This is a genomic window from Methylocaldum sp. RMAD-M (assembly GCF_017832375.1).
GTDB lineage: Bacteria > Pseudomonadota > Gammaproteobacteria > Methylococcales > Methylococcaceae > Methylocaldum.
The window spans coordinates 231,464-251,327 of sequence record NZ_JAFIBZ010000002.1; the positions used below are offsets into that span (position 1 = coordinate 231,464).

Genomic DNA, 19,864 nt, shown 5'->3' on the forward strand with positions numbered 1-19,864 from the left:
GAACCGCACCGATTCGCTTTTTTCATACGTATGGAAATCATGATGCGCGATATCTCGCCCTTGGAACTTAGAAGCTATCTCGAGACCGCCAACCCCAAACCTCTCCTGCTCGACGTGCGCGAACCACAGGAATACGCCCACTGCCATATCGAAAGCAGCATACACATTCCCATGAACGATATTCCCTACCGGCTCGCCGAACTCGATCCGGCGCAGGAAATTGTCGTCATCTGCCATCACGGCATGCGCAGCCGCATGGTGGGCGATTATCTGGAGCGCCAAGGATTCAGCGATATCGCCAACCTACGGGGCGGCATCGATGCCTGGGCTAGGGAAGTCGCACCCGATATGCCGCGGTATTGATCGTGATCGCCGTCATTCAGCGGGTGACGCGGGCCGAAGTGACCGTGGCCGGCGAAAGCGTCGGAAAAATAGACCGGGGGATACTCGCTTTGATCGCCATCGAACGGGGCGATACGGAAGCTCAAGCCGTCCGTCTGGCCGAGCGGATTCTGGGTTACCGGATTTTCGGAGATGCCGAGGACAAGATGAATCTCAACGTGACGGACGTGAGCGGCGGGGTCTTGCTGGTCTCCCAGTTCACTCTGGCAGCCGATACCCGAAAGGGGATGCGCCCGAGCTTCACTCCCGCCGCCGATCCTGAGACCGGAAAACGTCTGTTCGACTATTTCGTGGAAAAGGTGCGGGCCCGGCACTCGCCCGTGGAAACCGGACGGTTCGGCGCCAATATGCAGATCGAACTCGTCAATGACGGACCGGTGACTTTCACTCTAAACGTACCACCGGCCGCAGCCGAGTGATGGCCGCTTTGTAGCTTCGTAGGGTGGGTTAGACGCGCATACCCGTCGTGCCATCAACCTGCTCCAAGCTTGACGCGCGTCGTAACCCACCGGAGCGGCATCGATGCCCCATTTCGGTGGGTTACGGTGCGCTTCCAACTCAGCGGCAAATGGAAAAGTGCTCCTCATGCGCACCTAACCCACCCCTCTACCTTCTACGGTTCAATCAACACCCGCATTCCCACTTCCACCCGCTCGAATAAATCGGCCACGTCCGAACTCTTCATGCGGATGCAACCGTGGGAGGCCGGGGTTCCGTTGACGCCTTCGTCGGGGCTGCCGTGGACATAGATGTAACGCCAGGTGGTGTCGACTGCCCCGTAGCGGTTGAAGCCGGGTTCCAGACCGCCGAGCCAGAGGATGCGGGTCAAAATCCAGTCCCTTTCCGGAAATCGGGCGGCGAGAACCGCATCGTAAATCTCCCCGGTCGGCCGGCGTCCGACGAATACGGTATTGGGCGGCAACCCCGTTCCGATCTTGGCCCGGATGCTATGCCAGCCGCGCGGAGTGCAGCCGCTGCCCATGCGTTCGCCGGGACCGTTCTTGGCGGTGGAAACGGGCCAGGTGCGGATCACCTCGCCGTTCTCGACAAGATCGAGCTCCTGGCGGGGAATACTGACCCGAAGGTAGAACGGCGGTTCAGGCCGGTCGTCGCCCACGGTGCCTCTACGCCTTCTCGAAGAGCGCGATGGATTCCACGTGTGCCGTCTGCGGAAACATATCCATAACGCCCGCGCGAATCAGACGGTAGCCGTGCTGGTGAACCAGGATGCCGGCATCCCTCGCCAACGTGGAGGGATTGCACGAAACGTAGACGATACGGCGCGCCCCCCAGCGCGGCACATAGGACAAAACCTCTTCGGCACCCGCTCGGGAGGGATCGAGCAATATCTTGTCGTAACGCCGAGTCGCCCATTCGGCATCGTTCAGGGCTTGGCTCAGATCGGCGACATGAAACTCGACATTGCCGAGACCATTGGCTTCCGCATTCTGGCGGGCGCGTTTCACCGATTCGGAACTGCCTTCGACACCGACCACGCAGCTCGCGCGCTTCGAGATCGGCAGGGTGAAGTTGCCGATTCCACAAAAGAGGTCGAGTACCGCGTCGTGAGGCGCCGGATCGAGCACTGCCATCACGCGATCCACCATCTTGCGGTTGATGTCGACGTTGACTTGCGTGAAGTCGGTGGCCTTGAACCGGAACTCGATGTCCTGATTAGGCAGCGCATAGCTCAGCATCGGCGGATGTTCCGGATAATGCGGAATGACCGAATCGGGGCCGTGCCTCTGCACGTAAATATCAAAATCGAAACGCATGCCGAACGCCTTCAGCCGTTCCAAATCGTCCGTGGAAGCATCCTCGAGGATGCGAAACACCAGCGCGGTACGCTCATCACCCACGGCGACCTCGATCTGCGGAAGCCTATCCTTGATACTCAGCGAACCGATCAATTCCGACAGTTCTCGGAGGCGCTCGCCGACCTTTGGATGCAGCACGGGGCAGGATTCCAAATCGGCGATGAAGGGGCTGGAGCGTTCGCGAAATCCGACCAGCACCCGCCCTTTCTTCGGCACGTATTTCACGCCGAGACGGGCCTTGTGGCGATAACCCCAGTGGGGGCCGGTCAACGGCGGCCACAGCGGCACCTCGTCGATTTTGCCGATGCGCCGGAACTGATCCGCCAAAAGCTTTTGCTTTTCTTCGATCTGCGCCGCGTCGGTCAGATGTTGAAAGCTACAACCGCCGCAGACGCCAAAGCTAGGACAACGGGGTTGAACCCGTCCCGGTGCCGGCGTTATGACCTCCTCGACCTTGCCTTCGGCATAATCGCGGCGAACGGACGTATAGACGAAGGTCACGTCCTCGCCCGGCAGCGCGCCGTCGATGAAAACGGCCTTGCCTTCGACGCGGGCGACGCCCCGTCCGTCATGAGCGAAGGAATCGATGTGCGCCCGGAAAGCTTCCTGGGGAAGGTTTTTTTTGCGTGCTCGTGCGGCCATGGTCAGTCCGGAAATACGCCGGTGGACAAATAGCGGTCGCCGCGATCGCAGATGATAACGACGATCACCGCGTTTTCGACTTCTTTAGACAGGCGCAGGGCCGCCGACACCGCGCCGCCGGACGAGATGCCGGCAAAAATGCCTTCGCGCGCCGCCAGTTGGCGAGTCGTTTCCTCCGCCTCTTCTTGCGTTACGTCCATGATGCGATCGACTCGGCTGAAATCGCAGATTTTCGGCAGGTATTCCTTGGGCCAGCGGCGTATGCCGGGAATCTTGGCCTGGTCCTTGGGCTGAACGCCGATGATCTGCACCGCCGGATTTTTCTCTTTCAAAAACGTCGACGTACCCATAATGGTGCCGGTGGTTCCCATCGAGCTGACGAAGTGGGTCACCGTGCCCTGCGTGTCGCGCCAAATCTCCGGGCCGGTACCTTCGTAGTGAGCGCGCGGATTATCCGGATTGGAGAACTGATCGAGGATTCGACCTTCACCCTTTCGCTCCATGTCCCGGGCCAGATCGATGGCCGCTTCCATGCTGCCTTCGGCGGGAGTCAAGATGATTTCGGCGCCGAACGCTTTCATCACGGCGCGCCGTTCCGCGCTCATGTTTTCCGGCATGATCAGAGTCATCCGATAACCTTTGATGGCCGCCGCCATCGCCAGGGCAATGCCGGTGTTGCCGCTGGTCGCTTCGATCAGCCGATCGCCCGGCTTGATCTCGCCGCGTTCTTCGGCACGCTTGATCATGCTGATCGCCGGCCGGTCCTTCACCGATCCCGCGGGATTATCGCCTTCCAGCTTAGCCAGGATGATGTTGCTAGTCTCGCCCGGAAGACGTTGCAATCTGGCCAGTGGCGTATTTCCGACAAAGGATTCTATGGTGGGGAAAATCATGGCCGTTCTCGAGAGGTTGATATTCCTGAGCGATACGCTCAACTATGGGATAATAGGAAAAGTTCAAATTTTACCATTTCACGTTTTGTGCCATGCAAAAAGTCGAATTGCTGTCTCCGGCAGGCACCCTCAAAAACATGCGCTATGCCTTCGCTTACGGCGCCGATGCGGTCTACGCCGGCCTGCCGCGCTACAGCCTGCGGGTTCGGAACAACGATTTCCTGGAAAGGAATCTCGCAATGGGCATATCCGAGGCTCATGAACAGGGCAAATCCTTCTATCTCGCGACCAACGTCCTCCCGCACAACGCCAAGGTGAAAACCTTCATCAAGGATTTGACGCCGATCGTCGCCATGGGGCCGGATGCCCTCATCATGGCCGATCCCGGCTTGATCATGCTGGCCCGGGAGGCATGGCCGGACATGCCTATCCATCTCTCGGTCCAGGCCAATACGCTCAACTACGCGGCGGTGCGCTTCTGGAAATCGGTCGGGATCGAGCGGATCATTCTGTCGCGCGAGCTTTCTCTGGATGAAATCGGAGAAATCCGGCAACAGTGCCCGGACATGGAGCTCGAAGTGTTCGTGCACGGCGCCCTATGTATTGCCTACTCGGGACGCTGCCTGCTGTCCGGTTATTTCAATCACCGCGACCCGAACCAGGGCACCTGCACCAACGCCTGCCGCTGGAAGTACGATTTGGCGCCGGCGGAAGAAAACGCCGAAGGCGATTACATTCCCGGACAACTCCGCCTGTCGTTGTCCGACCTCAATCAAAATCTCTCGGCTTGCGGCGATCAGGCCCGCCATCCCTTGGCCGACCAGGTCTATTTTCTCGAAGAAGAAACGCGGCCGGGCGAACTCATGCCGGTCATGGAGGACGAGCACGGCACCTATATTCTCAACTCGAAGGACCTGCGCGCCGTGGAGCACGTGCAGCGCCTGGTGGCGTTGGGCGTCGACAGCTTCAAGATCGAAGGGCGCACCAAATCCTACTATTACGTGGCGCGCACCGCGCAGGTCTACCGGCAAGCGATCGACGACGCCCTGGCCGGGCGGAAATTCGATCCCACGCTGCTGGGCGTGCTGGAAAACCTGGCACAGCGCGGCTATACCGACGGCTTTTACGTGCGCCACCACACCCAAGACTATCAAAACTACATCCGCGGCCATTCGGAAAGCCACCGCCAGCAATTCGTGGGGGAAATCGCCGATTTCGACGAGAACTCCGGACTCGCGGCCGTCTTGGTGAAAAACAAATTTGCCGTGGGCGACCGGCTCGAACTGATTCTGCCGCAGGGCAACCGCGACATCGTGTTGCAGCACATGGAAGACGAACGCGGCAACCCCATGCAGGAAGCACCGGGCGGCGGCTATAACGTCAGGATACCGGTGCCGGTCGGCGATTGCCGTAACGGATTGATCGCCCGGTATCTGTAAGCTTCCTGTAAGCTTCGGAAAGGCGGCCTCCTCGAATGGTCCACCCGCAAAGCTCGGTCGGGTATCATAACGCCTCCTGAATCTTACAGTGCGGAGACTGCTTATGACGTTTACCACCCCCGATCTTTGCGATCGATACTCCGGCACTCATCATTTGCAGATCGCCGAACCGATGTTTCGCCCTTTCGGCGGCAAGAGCGCCTTCAGCGGTCGCGTCACGACGCTCAAGATCTTCGAGGATAATATCCTGCTTCGAGCGGTGCTCGAAGAGAAGGTCGAGGACCGGGTTCTCGTCGTCGACGGAGGCGGTTCCCACCGCTGCGCGTTGCTTGGGAGCAATCTAGCCAGGCTCGCCTGCGACAACGGCTGGCAGGGCATCATCGTCTACGGCTGTATCCGGGACTCGGTGGAAGTCAACCGGCTACCCATCGGCATCCGGGCGCTGCATACCCATCCTTTGAAAAGCCACAAAAAAGGCGGCGGTGATCGGGACATCCTCGTCACTTTTGCCGGCATCAATTTCAGGACCGGTTATTACGTCTACGCCGACGAAGACGGCATCGTCGTGACCGAGGATCAGTTGGCCTGACCATGGGACACCGACTCACCAAGATCTATACGCGGACCGGCGACAAGGGCACTACCGGGCTCGGCGACGGAACCCGCGTCGGCAAGGATGCCCCGCGCGTCGAGGCCTATGGCGCGCTCGACGAACTCAACAGTCATATCGGATTGGTCCTAGCTTATACCGCACCGCCCAAGGTGGCGGACTGCCTGACCGAGGTTCAACAAGTTCTATTCGACCTCGGCGGAGACTTGTGCATTCCCGGACGCCGCTCCATCGACCAAAGTCATATCGACTGGCTGGAACAGTGGTTGGATCATTTCAATAACCAACTGCCTTGGTTGCAGAATTTCATATTGCCCGGCGGAAATCCGCCCGCGGCACATTGCCATGTCGCCCGTGCCGTCTGCCGCCGGGCCGAACGGGTGCTGGTTTCGCTGGGAAAAGCAGAGCCTGTAGATACGTTTGCCCTCGCCTATCTCAACCGTCTATCGGACTTCTTGTTCGTGGTCGCGCGTATCTTGGCTCGGCAGGGCGACGGAACGGAAACGCTGTGGCAGCCTCGTCGTCCCGCTCCGCAGCCGCCACATTGATTCGGCTTGCCTAAAATGTAAGAATCTCCCACCCTCTTAGTCAGAAATTACCCACACGCCTATGGAAATCATACTCGCCAATCCCCGCGGTTTTTGCGCTGGCGTCGACCGCGCCATCGAAATCGTCGAACGCGCCATCGAGGTTTTCGGAGCTCCGATTTACGTACGGCACGAAGTGGTCCATAACCGCTATGTCGTCGACGGCTTGCGCGATCGGGGAGCGGTATTCGTGGAAGAGCTTTCGGAAGTTCCGGAAAACTCCACCGTGATTTTCAGCGCACATGGAGTTTCCAAGGCCATTCAGGAGGAAGCTCAGGAACGCGGTCTCCAGGTGTTCGACGCCACCTGTCCCTTGGTCACCAAAGTGCATATCGAAGTACATCAACACGCGAACGAAGGGCGGGAAATCATATTCATCGGCCACGCCGGACACCCCGAAGTGGAAGGCACCATGGGACAGTACGTCAATCCGAACGGCGGGATTTATCTCGTGGAATCGCCGGAAGATGTCGACACGCTTCAAGTCACGAATCCGGACAATCTGGCCTATGTTACCCAAACCACCCTCTCCATTGACGACACTCAAGCCGTCGTGGATACCTTGAAAAAGCGCTTCCCGAATATCATCGGCCCAAGAAAAGACGATATCTGCTACGCCACGCAAAACCGCCAGGATGCGGTGAAGAAGCTCGCCACCCATTGCGACGTCATTCTAGTGGTCGGCTCCCCGAATAGCTCCAATTCCAACAGGCTGAGAGAAATCGCCGAGAAGCTCGGGCGTGCGGCCTACTTGATCGATGATGCCGATCAGCTTCAACGAAATTGGATAGACGGCGCTCAGAAAATCGGCGTTACAGCCGGCGCTTCGGCTCCTGAAATTCTCGTAACCAAAGTCATCTCCAAGCTTAAGGAATGGGGCGGACGGACGGTAATGGAGACCCGAGGCATCGAGGAAAAAGTCGTATTTTCTCTGCCCAAAGATCTTCGGCGCACGGCCTAAGAATCGTTATCCGCCGGTAAATCGCGTCGCAAGACCGGCGGATAAAACTCCTTTAGCACCTTCTGATCCGCGGCGGACCAGAAGGTGCACCTCCTCTCCCCGCGTCCCGCCTGACTCGTACCTCACTCTAACAATCGAGTTGGCACCGCCTCAGCAATCTATTCACTGCAATTCAACACTGGGAAGCTAGACTTACTTCTAGAGTGCCTCCATCTTGGTGTAGAGTCGCTCATTCGACCGGATTCCGGTCGAGACCGTTGAGACTACAGGAAGTCGGAACCGAAAATGCTCTTTTTGGAGCTTTTCAAGCATGCGGAATCGGGATTGAGCGCCAGATGTTAAGAGCCCAGGAAAATCGTTTCGAAGAACTGAAGACCACAGGGAAGCTGCCTTCCCCTTTCGGCGTCGCACTCGAAATCATGCGCCTGACCCACAAGAAAGACGCAACCGCACAGGAAATCGCCCAACTCGTGCAAATCGATCCGGCCTTGACGGGCAGAGTGATCCAATTTGCGAACTCGGCACACATCGGTGCACGTCGGCCGGTTGTAGCGGTCGTCGATGCCATTGGGCTTTTGGGCACGAATACCGTACGTCAGTTCGCGCTTAGCCTTTCAGTAATCCAAGGGAATCTGAGAGGGGCCTGCGGATCATTCGATTACCGGGTTTTCTGGTCCGATTCTTTAGCCCGGGCCCTATCCATCCAAGCCATAGCGACACGTGATCGTACTTTCGCTCCGGAAGAAGCGTTTACTTGCGCTCTTTTGTCCGAGATCGGCCAACTGGCATTGGCCAGCGTGTACCCGGATGAATACGCTCAGTGCCTAGCCGCATGCAGGCCCGGAGATGACGATGGGTTAATCGAGTCGGAACAGGAACGATTTTCCATAGACCATCGCCAAATCACGCTCGGTTTATTGAAAGAGTGGGGCTTCCCTGCCGTTATGCTCGAAGCGTTAGCGCTTAGTAATACCGACGCGGGGCCATTGACATCAGAGAGCACCAGAGCCGAGCGCTTTGCGGCGCAATTGCGGCTGGCGACTTTGCTCGGCCGCTGTTGCGATGTGGATGCGGACGCTAGAAACGCGCTGCTCCCGCAAATCATCGCCATGGCACAGACACTCGGCCTGGACGAATCCGATTTGGAGGAGCTTTGGGATCAAGTCACTCAACAGTGGCAGATAACGAGCCGTTTCCTGAGCATTCCGGTCGGCGAACTGCCGCTGATAAAACCGCCCGACACCGATCAAATCGGCATCGATCCAAAACCGGCTGGCCTCAAAATTCTCTTGCTGGATAGCGGTTACGAGCGCATATCCGATCTTGAAAAGCTATTAGACGCCGATGGCCACGAAGTGCTCACGACGAGCAACGCCGATGAAGGCATACAGATCACTGTCACGGAAAAGCCGCAGCTTATTATTGCAGCCTCCGACAAATGCCCCATCGACAGCATACAGTTCTGCAAAGCGCTTCGAGCCTCCGAGCTCGGGCGTCAAATCTATTTGATCGTTCTGACCTCCGCGCCGGACAACGAGTTCTTGGTGCAAGCTTTCGACGCGGGAGCCGACGATTTCATCGTAACCCCGGTCCACGACAGGGTGCTTATCGCTCGAGTGCGCGGCGGACAACGCATCATACAACTGCAGGAAGAAATGGCCCGCGAGCAGCAGGAAATCAGCCGATATGCCCGCGAACTGGCGATCGCAAAGCGAAAAATGGAAGTCATGGCGATGACGGACTCATTGACCAAGGTTCCTAATCGCCGCTACGCATTCGCCAGGCTCGACGAAGAATGGTCTGTTTGGCGCCGCACAGGCAGGCCCTTAACCATCATGCTCCTGGACCTGGACCATTTTAAGCAGATCAACGATATCTTCGGGCATCAAGCCGGCGACCAAGTATTGGTACACACAGCCAAAATCATACGCTCCATGCTGCGCTCCACCGATGTCGTGTGTCGATTGGGCGGGGAAGAATTTATCGTAATAGCGCCGAACACCGATGTAGCCGTTGCGAAAACCTTAAGCGAAAGGCTGCGAGGCGATGTCGAAAAGCATCAGATTCAGACGGTAAAGTTGACCAGACTGGTGACGATAAGTATCGGTGTCGCGGTTTCGACGGACCAGACGGTCAATGAGAACGACTTGCTTCACCGCGCGGATCAGGCCCTCTATCGCGCGAAGCACGCCGGACGCAACGCCGTTCGGTTCTACTCGCCGCAGCGAGCCGCTTAGAGATGTCGTAGCAAATCAGGAATTCATTTTCGGAGGGTAGGTTAGGCGCACATCAGCACTGACCAACCGCCGATCACTGCGCTTCGCGTGCGCCGTAACCCACCGAACGACCTAACTCACTCTACATAATGTTCACTCGAATGCCGAACGGAATTAGACTCGGCTTCAAAGAGGGTGAACGGAGGATAATACTTGCACCAGCCTGTCTGGCGCTTCCGCGAGCGATCAGCGAGAAGTACCGGCAATCTTTAATCGACGGACTCGTTTGGAATACTTCGAAAACGGTTTGAGCGCCTTGCGATCTGATGGCATGGAAAAATGATGATCGAACCTCGTTTCACGTGTCTTCCCGGGTTCGTTTGTATCTCCAGCCCCCTGCGGCGGCGGAATTTCTTCAGATGAATTCGTATCCACCAAGGGCAACCGCACCACGAATTCGCTGCCCGCGCCAGTGCCGGCACTGTAGGCTTCCACTTCTCCGCCATGCATTTCTACCAATCGCTTGACCAGGCTTAAACCGATGCCAAGACCGCCTTGTGCCCGATCAAGGGAACGCGGCTCCTGGGTAAACAAGTCGAAGATGTGCGGGAGACTCGAAGGCGATATGCCCATCCCGTTATCCTGCACCCGTATCACCGCCTTTTGCTCCTCCGCCTCGACCAGCAACTGGATAACACCGCCCTCGTCCGTATATTTCGCCGCATTATCCAAAAGATTGGAAAATACCTGCGTCAATCGAGCGAAATCGGCTTCCACCCAAAGCGGCGCGGACGGTAATTGTATGCACAACTCATGCTGACTGGCCTCGATAAGCGGACGACTTGCTTCGACGGCTTGCAGAACAGGCGTCGTGAGCTCCAGGACTTGAGGCTTGAGCGTTACCTTGCCACAGGTGAGGCGCGACATGTCCAGCAGATCGTCGACCAAGCGCGTAAGCTGGCTCAACTGGCGATCGATGATGCCCTGCGCCCAATCCACGTGAAACGGCGTAACATTCGGTTGTTTCAAGACTTCGACCGCATTGCGGATGGGCGCGAGCGGATTGCGCAACTCGTGGGACAGCATGGCGAGAAATTCGTCCTTGCGGCGGTCGGCCTCTTTCAGCGCCTCCTCGATTCGCTTGCGTTCTATGGCATAACGAATGGACCGGATGAGCAGGTTACCCTGAAACTGCCCCTTAATGACAAAATCCTGAGCCCCTTCCTGGATCAGGCGAAATCCGACAGCCTCATTGTCCAGACCGGTGAAGACGACGATGGGAACCGAACCCGCCATATCGCGGATCTTCAACAGCGTATCGACGCCTTCGGCATCGGGTAGATTGAGATCCAAAAGGATCACATCGAACCGCTGCCGCCTTAGGATTTCCTTCGCTTCGCTGAGCCGAGCAGCCCGTTCCAAATCGAAACACACCATGCCGACCTGGCCTAACGCATCTTCGACCAGGAAGGCATCGCTCGGGCTGTCCTCCACCAGGAGAACGTGGTAGTGCTGCTGCATAGGCTAAACTACCGGGTAGGAAGGCTCACCACCGTAAACCAGAAACTCTCGATGGCCTGAACCACTTTAACAAAACTGTCGAAATGGACCGGCTTGGTGATGTAGCAGTTGGCATGCAATCCGTACGCCCGAAGAATGTCCTCCTCCGCCTTGGATACCGTCATCACCACTACCGGAATCATTTTTAGATTCGCATCGCTCTTGATTTCGGCGAGAACCTCGCGGCCGTCCTTCTTCGGCAGATTAAGATCGAGAAGAATTAGGTCCGGACGTGGCGCATCAGCGTATTTACCCTCCCGCCGGAGAAACGAGGTGGCTTCCACGCCGTCCTCCACGATAAACAGCTCGGTGAGCAGCTTTGCGGATTCGAGCGCTTCTTGGGTGAGAAGCACATCGGTGGGGCTATCTTCAACCAGCAGGATATTGACGGGTCTCATCGGATCGCTCTGAGCTTGGTAGGAAAAGTAAAAAAGAAGGTCGTACCGCGGCCGGGCTCGGATTCCACCCAAATCCGCCCGCCATGTCGCTCCACGACTCTCTTACAAATCGCGAGTCCGATCCCGGTGCCGGGATAGTCGTTCCGCGCGTGCAATCGCTGAAAAATCCTGAATATCCGTTCGAAATAAGGGGATTCTATACCGATGCCATTGTCGGCGACCGCAAATACCCACTCGTTGTTTTGTTTTTTTACGCCGATATGAATCTGTGGTGTTCGGTCACCGCGGAATTTGACGGCGTTGCTGATCAAATTCTGAAACAGTTGGATGAGTTGGCCGGAATCCGCGGAAATCGTGGGCAGGTGGTCATGGGTTATCTTGGCTCCGCTTTCGCTAATGGGGACTTCGAGATTGGCCAAGACTGTGTTTAAGATCGCTTGACAGTCCGTCGGTTCAAAAGGTTGATCCCGTGAGCCGATACGCGAATATGCCAATAGATCATTGATGAGGTTTTGCATGCGTGCGGCGCCGTCCACCGCATGCGAAATCACCTCATCCGCCCGCACGTCCAGCTTTCCCTGGTATCGCCGCCGAATGATTTCCACGCAACCCGCCACTGCCCGTAACGGCTCCTGTAGATCATGGGAAGCCACATAAGCGAATTCCTGCAATTCGGCATTGGAGCGCGCCAGCTCCTGCGCTTGCGCGGCAAGTTGCTCCTCCGCCGTCTTGCGTTCGGTCACATCGAGCATGATACCGATCATGCGGACGGGACGACCGTACCGACCGTACAAGACTTGGCCTCGATCGTTGACCCACCGAATGCTGCCGTCGGTGTGCAAGACGCGATATTCCAGATTGAACGCATCCTGCTTCCTTTGCGTCATAAACCGTTTGATCACCGAATCCACAGCCTCTTTTACGACGGCTCGATCATCGGGATGCACTCTTTCGAGCCAATTCTTGGCGGACGCCTCGCACTCTCCCGGCTTGAGCCCAAGCAGATGATAAGAGCCATCCGACCACATCACTTTGTCCTGAAGTATGTCCCAGTCCCAGGTTCCCGCCCTTGCAGCGCTCAAAGCCAAATTCAAACGCGCTTCGCTTTGCCGCACAATCTCTTCGGCCTGCTTGCGCTGAGTGATGTCGGCTATGGCTGCCAACACATAGTTTTTCTTATCGACATGTATCGGATTCAGAGCGATTTCGACGGGAATTTCCTCGCCGTTCTTGCACAAACCGTAAAGGTCCCGCCCCATGCCCATGGGTTTTCGCTCGGGATCCTTGTTAAAGCTTTGGCGATATGCCTCGTGCCCGATTCTAAACCGCTCGGGAATGAAAACGTCGATCGAGCATCCAAGCAATTCGTCTCTTGAATAACCGAACAACTGCTCCAAATACGCATTGACTAAAACGATCCTGCCGTCATGGTCGACCAGCACCAGCGCATATGGCGCACTCTCCGTAATCATACGGAAGAAGGATTCTGGTCTGTTGCCTGCTTCATCCATGAGGAGAAACGAGAAGTGAGAATTTAAAGCGTCACAGATTGCGGGACTTATGTTGCCCCAAGCCCGGTCGAAAGCGCATCGACCATCAATAACAAGTGACCTGTTAGGGAATCAAATTTTTGCCCAAAGGTCAACCAGATGTTACGAATGATAGAAAACAAATTTGCATGCGTTTCTGATCATTATGCGCTGACAATTTATTTTCATTCGCGTTCCGGGAACGCATGGAAAATCTCGAGCCAGCGCTCTTTCAATTCGGGTGTAAAGGCAATCGAGTCGTCCCTGTACGTGCATTTAATTCCAAATCGCTTTCAATCAGGAATTAATTTTTGTAGGGTGGGTTAGGCGCACATCAGCACTGATCGACCGCCAATCACTGCGCTTCGCGTGCGCCGTAACCCACCGAGCGACCTCGGACCGGTGGGTTACGCTGCGCTAACCCACCCTACGATTAACGTGCATTCGAATGCCGAATGGAATAACACCGAATGTTGTTAACGCGGAATGAAAATGGTTTAGCGGGGCTGTTGCCCCGGCGTGGTCATAGTTGCAGGATTGTGGGCGCGATTGTGCACGCCGGTTGAAGATTGCAATGATGGCAGCAGCGGAATTCAGCCGTCTAGGTCCGCTGAAATTCGCGTCCTGCCTTGACTTCGAGTACATAGCCCGCCCGGATAACGAAATCGCCGAAAGACTCTCCCGTCCGGCGCTCGCGCGCATAGTGCGCGATGATAGGACCCAGTGCATCCACAATTTCGTCTTCCGAAAGCCCTTCCCGGTACAGGGAGTTCAAGCGGCTGCCGTCGGAGCCCGCCCCCAGATAAAGGTTGTACTTTCCCAAACTCTTGCCGACCAGTCCGATTTCGCCGAGATACGGACGCGCGCAGCCGTTGGGACAGCCGGTGACCCGGAGAGTAATGGCGTCTCTTTCCAATCCGGCCTTTTTCAGCAGCGGCTCGAGCCGCGCGAGAAGCGCCGGCAACCAGCGTTCGCTCTCGGCCATGGCCAATCCACAGGTGGGCAAGGCCACGCACGACAAGGCTTGCCGCCGCAAGCCGCTCCAGCGCTCGGCGTCCGGAATTCGATACCGGTCGAGCAAGGCTTCGATCTTAGGTCTAGCGGATTCGCCGATCTTGGCGATAATCAGATTCTGGTTGGCGGTCAAGCGGAAGTCGCCCTCATGGAACTCGGCGATTTCGCGCAGACCCGTCAGCCAGGCGGCCTCGGGCGTATCTCTCAGACGCCCGCTGAGGATGCCGAGCGTCAGGTGCCACTGCCCCCGGTCGTCCCGCACCCAGCCGAAGCGGTCGCCGGTGCTTTCGAAACGAAACGGCCGCGCCGGTTCGAGCCGCCAGCCGAGCCGAGTTTCCAATTCGGCCTTGAACCATTCCGTGCCTCGGTCGTCCAGGGTGTACTTCAGCCGGGCATGTTTGCGGTTACTCCGGTCGCCGAAGTCGCGTTGCACCTTGAGTACGTTTTCGGCGACTTCGATGAGACGATCGGGCCGGCAAAAACCGATGCCTTCGGCGAGACGCGGGTAAGTCAAAGGCTCGTTATGGCTCATGCCCATGCCGCCGCCCACAGCGACATTGAAACCGAGCAACTCTCCGCGTTCGGCGATGGCAATGAATCCCAAGTCCTGGGCAAAGACGTCGATATCGTTGTGGGGAGGCAACGCAATGCCGATCTTGAACTTCCGCGGCAGATAATGCTTGCCGTACAAGGGTTCTTCCTCGGCCGGCGTCCCGGCGATGCGCTCCCCATCCAGCCAGATTTCGTGGTAGGCCCGCATCTTCGGGAGCAGGTGCGCGCCAAGGCGTTTGCTCCAGTCGTAAAGTTCTTCGTGCAGCGGGGAAAGATAGGGGTTGTTGTGGCAAACCACGTTGCGGTTAACATCCCCGCAGGCGGCGATGGTATCCAGCAAGGCGTGATTGATGCCGGCGATAGTCGCCTTGAGGTGCCGTTTCAAGACGCCATGAAACTGGAAGGTCTGGCGGGTCGTGATGCGCAGCGAACCGTAGCCGTAACGGCGCGCCAGTTCGTCCAGTTGCAGCCATTGCCGAGGCGTGCAGACGCCGCCCGGCATCCGCACCCGGACCATGAAGCCGTAGGCCGGCTCCAGCTTCTGCCGCTGGCGCTCGTTGCGGAGATCCCGGTCGTCCTGCTGATAGGTGCCGTGGAACTTGAGCAGCTTGGCGTCTTCCGGGGATACGGCGCCGGTCGCCCGATCGGCCAGGCTTTCCTCGATTGTTCCCCGCAAATAGAGGCTGCGCGCCTTGAGGTCTTCGTCTTCGCTGGCTTGCATGCGTTCTTCCATCATCACCTCCTCAATACACGTCACGCTGGTAGCGCTTCGAGGACTGCAAGTTCCGGACATATTGCTCGGCCCGTTCACGGTCGATGCCCCCTTCTTTTGCCACGACGGCGATCAAAGCCTCGTGAACGTCGGGGGCCATACGCTTAGCGTCGCCGCAGACATAGAAATACGCCCCCTCTTCCAGCCACGCATACAGCTGACGGCTTTGTTCGAGCATCCTGTGCTGCACATAGACCTTATTGTCGTCATCACGCGAAAACGCCACATCGATCCGGCTCAAGAGACCGTTCCTCCGATGAGCTAACCACTCCCGCTGATACAGAAAATCGGTGTGGAAATTTCGGTCGCCGAAAAACAGCCAGCTCTTGCCCCTGGCCCCCGCGATCTCGCGCTCCGCCAGAAAGGCGCGAAAAGGCGCCACGCCCGTTCCCGGTCCGACCATGATGATCGGAGCGCCAGGGTCCTCGGGCAGCCGGAAATTGGTGTTGCTATCGACGTATACCGGCACCTGCCTCTCCTCGGCCACCCGATCGGCGAGAAATGTCGACGCGACGCCATGACGCTCCATCCCGTGACTTTCGTAGCGCACGACACCGACGGTGAGATGCACTTCGTCGGGATTGGCATTAAGGCTCGATGCGATGGAATAAAGCCGGGGCGGAAGTTTGCGCAGCATGGTGACGAACCGATCGGCGCTGATGCCGGGCACCGGATAGCGCCGCACCACATCGATGATTTCCCGACCGCCGAGAAAATCCCGAAAACGCGACCGGTTTTCGTCCTTGAGCAATTCGGCCAATTCGGCGGAACCGGACAGCTCTGCATACTTCTCCAAAAACGGACGGGTAAGCGTGGTAATTTCAAAATGATGCAGAAGCGCGTCTTCCAGCGTGGTTTCGACGCCGTCGGAGCCGGGAACGGCTGCGCTTGGATCGAGCCCGATGCTCTCCATAAGATCGGCCGCCCGCTCCGGCCGGTTCGAGGGAACCACGCCCAGAGCATCGCCCGGCTCGTAGCGCAATCCGGAGCCCTCGATGGAAAGTTCGATATGCCGCACGTCCTTGGTGGAGCCTCGTCCCGTCAATCGGACGTTTTCCAGCAGGGTAGCCGGGAACGGCTGTTTCTTAGAGTACGCGGATACCTGATCCGACGCGGCCGGGGTCGATACCTCCACCCGCGGCTCCCGAGATCGGGCCAAGGCCGCCAGTACGCCCTCCATCCAGCCTTCCGCCGTTTCCTCGTAATCGACGTCGCAATCCGCACGGGGATGAAGGCGGGTCGCGCCCAAGTCTTCCAACCGGCTGTCGAAATCGCGCCCGGTTTTGCAGAAATATTCGTAGCTGGTATCGCCAAGGGCCAGGACGGAAAACCGCAAACCCTCCAGCTTGGGCGCTTTCTTCCCGTGCAGGAACTCATAAAACGGGCGGGCATTGTCCGGCGGCTCGCCCTCGCCGTGGGTGCTCGCGATCACGAGGAGGCAACGGTCGCGTCTGAGTTGGGCGCTCTGGTAGCTGCCCATGTCCTCCAGCCGCGCCGCGATGCCGCTTTGCTGCAATCGAGCATGCAGCGCTTTGGCGATCTTTTCGGCGTTTCCGGTTTGCGAGCCGAAAAGCACGGTTACCCCCGCGGACGCCTCCGAAGATCGAAGCGGAGGTGATGGAATGCGTTTCTGCTCGGCATCGCCGAATCCCGCCAGATAACCGCTGGCCCAAACTCTCTGCTCGTGGGAAAGCCCTTCTGCCAAGCGTCTCAAGATATCCCATTGTTGTGGGTTCAAGGGGCCGCTGAGTGTGCTCACTGAATAGTCTCTTGAAGAAGTTGCTGCCGAACTGGCGATTAGACCGGTCCACATGGCCTGCTACGCCACGATCATGGACCTAAAGCCGGCGGCCTTGCCGCATCGCGGTCGGATTCGAATCGCCACTAAACGCCATGCCACAGGAAACCTGAGGATCCAACGCCCTACAAGACAAACGAAAGCCAGTGACCCGCACGGACGCACTGGCTTTCGGCCACCCTGTCGGCATGGCTTGAATACATTGGGAAAAAATATATCAAAAATGCATGAATAACGATAAAGAATATTAATTCATTTCATTAAACCATTTCGGAATAAAAAGATGCCGCAGAACCCGGGGGTGCGCTCTAATCCTTCCCGGCAGACCGAGTATCAATCCCTCACCCAATCCTCGATCAGCCGGCTCGGTATGTGAGGCGATTCGCTGAGCGGCGGATGGGGTTTCCGGGCCAGAATCAGCCCGCACACCCGCAAGGTGTCACCGGCCAGGATCCAGGAAACGGCCAGGAACAGCGCAGTCAACCCGGCGTCGAGATAATCGTTGAAGATGAGCTGTGACGCCTTGGCGGCTTGATCCTCGGGCAGCAGCCCCGCCGCCAGCTTGTCGCTTAAATCCCGTGCATGCGCCAGAAACCCGATGCGAAGCTCCGGGCTGAACAGCTTTTCCCATGCCGCCGAAGTGGTGATGATCAGAAGCCACGCGAGCGGCACGCCGGTTACCCAAGCGAAACGAAGCTTCCCCGTTTTGACCAGGATGGTGGTGGCCACGCAGAGAGCAATTCCCGCCAGCATCTGGTTGGCGATACCGAACAAAGGCCACAGGCTGTTGATACCGCCCAAGGGATCTATGGTGCCGATGTAGAGGAGATACCCCCAGCCGGCCACCACTAATCCGGACGTCAGAATCACGCCGGGATACCAGGAGGTCCGCCCAAGCGCGGGCATCCAGTTACCCAACACGTCCTGTAGCATGAAGCGGGCAACGCGGGTACCGGCATCCAGGGTGGTCAAAATGAACAGCGCTTCGAACATGATGGCGAAGTGATACCAGAGCGAGAGCAAGCCCTGCCCGAAAGCGCTGGCAAAAAGAGATGCCATGCCCACCGCCAGCGATGGCGCTCCGCCGGTGCGGGCGAACAGGGTAGATTCGCCCATTTGCTGAGCCAGCGCATACATCTGCCCGACGGTTACCGGAAATCCCCAGGCGGAAATCTTCGCTACCGCTTCCGCCGCATCTTTGCCCACCACGCCCGCGGGGCTGTTGATGGCGAAATAAACACCCGGATCAAGGACGGTCGCCGCCACCATGGCCATGATGGCTACGAACGACTCCATCATCATCGCGCCGTAGCCGATGAATCGGGCGTCGGCTTCATTGGCCAAAAGCTTGGGCGTAGTCCCCGACGAAATCAGGGAATGGAAGCCGGAGATGGCGCCGCAGGCGATGGTGATAAAGACGAACGGAAACAGCTTGCCGCCGAAAATGGGTCCGCTGCCGTCGACGAACCGGGTCAGGGCCGGCATCTTCACTTCAGGGTGAAGGATGACGATGGCCACCGCCAAGGCTGCTATCGTTCCCAGTTTCATGAATGTGGACAGGTAATCGCGCGGAGCCAGAAGCAGCCATACCGGCAGCACGGCCGCTGCAAAGCCGTAAGCGATAACCATGAGCGCCAACTGCGGTCCCTCGTAGTCGAACCAGCCACGGAGGCCCGCCACCTCGTCGATGGCGCCGCCGCCCCAAACCGCCAGCAGCAGCAGGCTAACGCCAAGCACCGTCGCTTCGATCACTCGTCCCGGCCTGAGATGCCGCATGTAGATACCGACCACCATGGCGATGGGAATGGTTGCCGCCACCGTGGATGTAGCCCAGGGGCTGTGTTTCATGGCGTTCACCACCACGAGGCCCAGCACCGCGATAAGGATGATCATGATGCACATGACGCCCAGCAACGCCGCGTTACCGCCGATGGGACCGAGCTCGTCGCGCGCCATCTGGCCTAAGGAGCGCCCGTCGCGCCGGATCGAACAGAACAGGATCACGAAGTCCTGCACGCAGCCGCCGATGACGGCTCCGATCAGTATCCACAAGGTGCCGGGCAGATAGCCGAACTGCGCCGCGAGGGTCGGACCGATCAAAGGTCCTGGGCCGGCGATGGCGGCAAAATGATGGCCGAATACTACCCAGCGATTGGTCGGCACGAAATCGCGCCCGTCGTTGAAACGCTCAGCCGGCGTCGCCCGCGTGCCGTCCAGACCCAGAACCTTGGCCGCAACGAAGGCGCTGTAGAAACGGTAGCCCAGAGCGTAGACGCAAACCGCCGCGGTCACGAACCAAAGGCTGTTGACGCTCTCCCCCCGATTCAAGGCGATCCCGCCGAACGCCGCCGCTCCGATCAGAGCCACCAAGAACCAAATCGCCAATTTTTGAATACTCGAACCCTGTTCTCTCATTTCTTGCGCTCTTTTCCGAAATAGCCGAGGCAAACGTCGTCAAAATGCGCCATAGGATAAAGCCAAATCCAGCCAAAGCGTGAATTTGGGATATGCCTGTTCCTGAAAGCTTTCCACTATCTTCGAATCCGGCGCTCATTTACTAGCGGTCATACAACCCATCGGCACCTGACAAAATTTGCAATCAACATGATCAGAACGCTGTGCTCGGCCTTGTCCTCAAAACTGTCATATTTCTGTGACATCTTCGTCACAAAAT

Annotated in this window: 16 protein-coding genes; 7 read left to right on the plus strand and 9 right to left on the minus strand. The window is 57.8% G+C overall.

Annotation, left to right across the window (positions count from 1 at the left end; translation table 11 throughout):
• Positions 1–39 precede the first annotated feature (39 nt).
• Both JOD69_RS03175 and dtd read left to right on the plus strand, forming a co-directional pair.
• Positions 40–363 carry a rhodanese-like domain-containing protein gene (locus tag JOD69_RS03175; RefSeq protein WP_245245445.1) on the plus strand — a complete coding sequence of 108 codons (324 nt, stop codon included), beginning with the start codon at positions 40–42 and terminating at the stop codon, positions 361–363.
• Between the two features lie 2 nt (positions 364–365).
• Entirely contained in the window at positions 366–821 is a 456-nt protein-coding gene (dtd, locus tag JOD69_RS03180; RefSeq protein ID WP_086135491.1) for a D-aminoacyl-tRNA deacylase, read from the plus strand.
• A 194-nt stretch (positions 822–1,015) separates the two neighbouring features.
• Here dtd and JOD69_RS03185 read toward each other — a convergent pair whose 3' ends face one another.
• The 3 genes from JOD69_RS03185 to cysM are packed head-to-tail and all read right to left on the minus strand — an operon-like array spanning position 1,016 to position 3,754.
• Positions 1,016–1,519 (minus strand): L,D-transpeptidase, encoded by a 504-nt coding sequence (locus JOD69_RS03185; protein ID WP_086135284.1) that lies wholly within the window; start codon positions 1,517–1,519, stop codon positions 1,016–1,018.
• Positions 1,520–1,526: 7 nt separating this feature from the next.
• Positions 1,527–2,861: a 23S rRNA (uracil(1939)-C(5))-methyltransferase RlmD gene (gene rlmD / locus JOD69_RS03190; RefSeq protein ID WP_210023788.1), complete on the minus strand. Its 1,335-nt coding sequence runs from the start codon at positions 2,859–2,861 to the stop codon at positions 1,527–1,529.
• Positions 2,862–2,863: 2 nt separating this feature from the next.
• Positions 2,864–3,754: a cysteine synthase CysM gene (gene cysM / locus JOD69_RS03195; protein WP_156879565.1), complete on the minus strand. Its 891-nt coding sequence runs from the start codon at positions 3,752–3,754 to the stop codon at positions 2,864–2,866.
• A gap of 92 nt (positions 3,755–3,846) precedes the next feature.
• On the opposite strand from cysM, the gene yegQ reads away from it, so the two are divergent.
• From yegQ to JOD69_RS03220, 5 genes are all read left to right on the plus strand, one after another.
• A complete protein-coding gene (gene yegQ / locus JOD69_RS03200; protein ID WP_086135282.1) occupies positions 3,847–5,193 on the plus strand; it encodes a tRNA 5-hydroxyuridine modification protein YegQ in 1,347 nt (448 codons plus the stop codon).
• Between the two features lie 103 nt (positions 5,194–5,296).
• Positions 5,297–5,782: a ribonuclease E activity regulator RraA gene (gene rraA, locus JOD69_RS03205; protein ID WP_077731177.1), complete on the plus strand. Its 486-nt coding sequence runs from the start codon at positions 5,297–5,299 to the stop codon at positions 5,780–5,782.
• Between the two features lie 2 nt (positions 5,783–5,784).
• A complete protein-coding gene (locus JOD69_RS03210; RefSeq protein ID WP_077731176.1) occupies positions 5,785–6,351 on the plus strand; it encodes a cob(I)yrinic acid a,c-diamide adenosyltransferase in 567 nt (188 codons plus the stop codon).
• Between the two features lie 61 nt (positions 6,352–6,412).
• Positions 6,413–7,351, plus strand: a complete 939-nt coding sequence (gene ispH, locus JOD69_RS03215) for a 4-hydroxy-3-methylbut-2-enyl diphosphate reductase (protein WP_077731175.1) — start codon at positions 6,413–6,415, stop codon at positions 7,349–7,351.
• Positions 7,352–7,686: 335 nt separating this feature from the next.
• Positions 7,687–9,588 carry a diguanylate cyclase gene (locus JOD69_RS03220; RefSeq protein WP_139841148.1) on the plus strand — a complete coding sequence of 634 codons (1,902 nt, stop codon included), beginning with the start codon at positions 7,687–7,689 and terminating at the stop codon, positions 9,586–9,588.
• Positions 9,589–9,813: 225 nt separating this feature from the next.
• Here the strand turns inward: JOD69_RS03220 and JOD69_RS03225 are convergent, their stop codons facing one another.
• The 6 genes from JOD69_RS03225 to JOD69_RS03250 form a co-directional block, all read right to left on the minus strand.
• Complete coding sequence (locus JOD69_RS03225) at positions 9,814–11,088, minus strand: hybrid sensor histidine kinase/response regulator (protein WP_077731173.1); 1,275 nt, start codon at positions 11,086–11,088, stop codon at positions 9,814–9,816.
• Positions 11,089–11,096: 8 nt separating this feature from the next.
• Positions 11,097–11,525 (minus strand): response regulator, encoded by a 429-nt coding sequence (locus JOD69_RS03230; RefSeq protein ID WP_077731172.1) that lies wholly within the window; start codon positions 11,523–11,525, stop codon positions 11,097–11,099.
• Entirely contained in the window at positions 11,522–13,036 is a 1,515-nt protein-coding gene (locus JOD69_RS03235) for a PAS domain S-box protein (protein ID WP_077731171.1), read from the minus strand. Before JOD69_RS03235 ends, JOD69_RS03230 begins: the two co-directional genes overlap by 4 nt.
• 619 nt (positions 13,037–13,655) lie before the next feature.
• Complete coding sequence (gene cysI / locus JOD69_RS03240) at positions 13,656–15,353, minus strand: assimilatory sulfite reductase (NADPH) hemoprotein subunit (RefSeq protein ID WP_245245446.1); 1,698 nt, start codon at positions 15,351–15,353, stop codon at positions 13,656–13,658.
• A 10-nt stretch (positions 15,354–15,363) separates the two neighbouring features.
• Positions 15,364–17,151 (minus strand): assimilatory sulfite reductase (NADPH) flavoprotein subunit, encoded by a 1,788-nt coding sequence (locus JOD69_RS03245; protein ID WP_240507110.1) that lies wholly within the window; start codon positions 17,149–17,151, stop codon positions 15,364–15,366.
• Between the two features lie 372 nt (positions 17,152–17,523).
• Positions 17,524–19,605: a carbon starvation CstA family protein gene (locus JOD69_RS03250; protein WP_086135280.1), complete on the minus strand. Its 2,082-nt coding sequence runs from the start codon at positions 19,603–19,605 to the stop codon at positions 17,524–17,526.
• Positions 19,606–19,864: the final 259 nt, after the last annotated feature.